We start from the raw sequence: 2,201 nt of genomic DNA, 5'->3' as shown, positions 1-2,201 counted from the left end.
CCCCCCCCCCCCCCCCCCCCCCCCCGCCCCCGGCCCCCGCGGGGCCCCCGGCGCCTTTCCCGTGGTTCAACGGTCTGCCCGCCACCGCCGCCCGGCCGCCACTCGCCTCGGTCGCGCCGCATTCTCCCCCGCTGTCACGGCAGCCGTTCCGCTCGGCGGCGGAGGACCACCGGGCTTGTCGCTGTCTCGGCAGCTCACAGCGGCCGCTCGGTTGGCCGCCTGGAGCGGCGATACGGCAGAGTGGACCCCGTGCAGTTGATACTTGTTCGACATGGCCAGCCGCAACGCGTCGACAATGCGGGCGAAGCCGCCGATCCGGGCCTGGCGCCGATCGGCGTGGAACAGGCCGAACGGGTGCCCGCCGCGCTGGATCACCACCGGATCGCCCGGGTGATCAGTAGCCCGCAGCGCCGGGCCCGGGAGACCGCGGGGCCGACGGCCGCGAAACTCGGCCTGGATATCGAGATCGTCGACGGACTGGCCGAATACGACCGGGAACTACCGTCTTATATCCCGATCGAGGACGCCAAACTGGAATTCCGGGACGCCTACGACCGGATCAAGGAAGGCCATCTGCCGCTGCAGATCGATGCCGAGGCGTTCCGGCATCGCGTCCGCGACGCGATCACCGATATCGCCGCCACCACCGCCGCGGCCGATACCGTGGTGATCTTCGCGCACGGCGGCGTCATCAACATCACCCTGCAGGACATTCTGGGCCTGGCCCGCCCGCTGACCTTCCCGATCGATTACTGCTCGATCACGCGGATCCTGTTCTCGCGCACCGGCCGCCGCAGCGCGGCGACGGTGAACGAGAACGGCCACGTCTGGGAACTGCTGCCGCGCAATATCGCGAGCAGCTGATCAGGCCATATCAGCGATCCAGTTGTGCATCCAGGTCAGTGCGGTCTGGCCGCCGCCCACGCGGTAACTGCCGTAGGCATGGTGTGATTCGGAACGGTAGAACGCCTCGAGTTCCTTGAACCGCTGCTGGTTGGCGTTCTCGGAGAGTTGCGCCTGCAGGGTGGGAACGCCGCCGTATTTCATCAGGTCGTTGACGATCGCCGCCGCCTCGAGCTGATAACGCCAGAGGTTGGCCGGGTTGGCGTCGGAGCTCTGCGCGAGGAAACCCGCGAAGCGGGTGACGAAATCGTCCTGCGCGGTGGCGCAATACAGGTCGGTGGGAATACAGACGGTGCGGGTGCGATCGCTGAGCCAGCCGAATCCGCCGATGCGCGGGCCGGCGGCACCGGCACCGGGTGCGTGCGGGCCGATCTGGATATCGGCGGCGGCGCGGCGCGGGTCGGAGATGAGGCCGACGCCCGAGATCCGTTCCGGCCGGATCGGGCCGAGGCCGGTGCCGATTTCGGCCGCGAGATCACCCGCGGCGTGCGCACCCTGGCTGTAGCCGACCAGCGCGACCTTGGTGTCCCCGCAGCGAGTCGTCATATCGGTGATCAACCCGCGTGCGTTGGATACGGCCTCGTTCATCGACCGGCCGTAGACGTCGCCTTCCCAGGGGAACGCGGTGGCCGCGTAGGTGACGTAGTCGACCTTCGCGGAGCGCGGTAGCCCGTCGGTCACATCGGCCAGCATGCCCGCCGTGGGGGTTTTGTCGTGCCCGGTTTCCCATGTACCGGGGATCGCCACCACGTACAGGCTGGGGCATCCGGGCGCCGCCGAGGCGACCGACCCACCGAAAACCAACCCCGACGCGACCGCCGCACATGCGCCCAGCGCTGCGGCAACCCTCTTGAACTGCATACTGCTCCAGTCACCCTGGCCCCTGTTGGGACACTCCCGTTTCCGCCGTCGCGAGATGCCGAACCGGGCCCATTCGCCCGATGTGTAACAGGTGAACAACAGCTACGCATCACTAGTACACGATCGGGTCACGATCAGGCGCCGGGACACACCGGAGATAACAATAGAGCCACGCCACACCGGCCGCCAGCCGGATACCTCGAGATCACCGAAACACCACGATGACCGGGCCGCCCGGTGGAAACGCGGGGGGGGGGGGGGGGGGGGGGGGGGGGGGGAGGGGGGCGGGGGGGGGGGGGGGCCGGGCGGTGAGGGGGGGGGCCAGCGCCGGGGGCGGGGGGGCGCCCCCCGGGGTGTAAAATTACCTGTATGGCGAACCCGCCCCCCCGCCACCCACCCCGCCGCCGGCGGTCGCCCAGCGGTGAGCCGCTAGGCGC

Annotated in this window: 2 protein-coding genes; one reads left to right on the top strand and one right to left on the bottom strand. The window is 69.8% G+C overall.

The annotated features are described in order from the left end of the window. Nucleotides 1–249: 249 nt before the first annotated feature. The gene (locus QH276_RS00165; protein ID WP_280402198.1) at nucleotides 250–864 is read left to right on the top strand and encodes a histidine phosphatase family protein; all 615 of its coding nucleotides are present in this window, start codon (nucleotides 250–252) and stop codon (nucleotides 862–864) included. Here the strand turns inward: QH276_RS00165 and QH276_RS00160 are convergent, their stop codons facing one another. After that, nucleotides 865–1,764 carry a cutinase family protein gene (locus QH276_RS00160; RefSeq protein WP_280402197.1) on the bottom strand — a complete coding sequence of 300 codons (900 nt, stop codon included), beginning with the start codon at nucleotides 1,762–1,764 and terminating at the stop codon, nucleotides 865–867. Nucleotides 1,765–2,201: the final 437 nt, after the last annotated feature.

Source organism: Nocardia carnea (genome assembly GCF_029869215.1).
GTDB classification, from domain to species: domain Bacteria; phylum Actinomycetota; class Actinomycetes; order Mycobacteriales; family Mycobacteriaceae; genus Nocardia; species Nocardia carnea_B.
This window is presented reverse-complemented; position numbering and strand designations above follow the sequence as displayed.

Coding starts and splice junctions, on each gene's coding strand:
- QH276_RS00160 (WP_280402197.1), bottom strand. CDS start 1,764: ATGCAGTTCAAGAGGGTTGCCGCAGCGCTGGGCGCATGTGCGGCGGTC.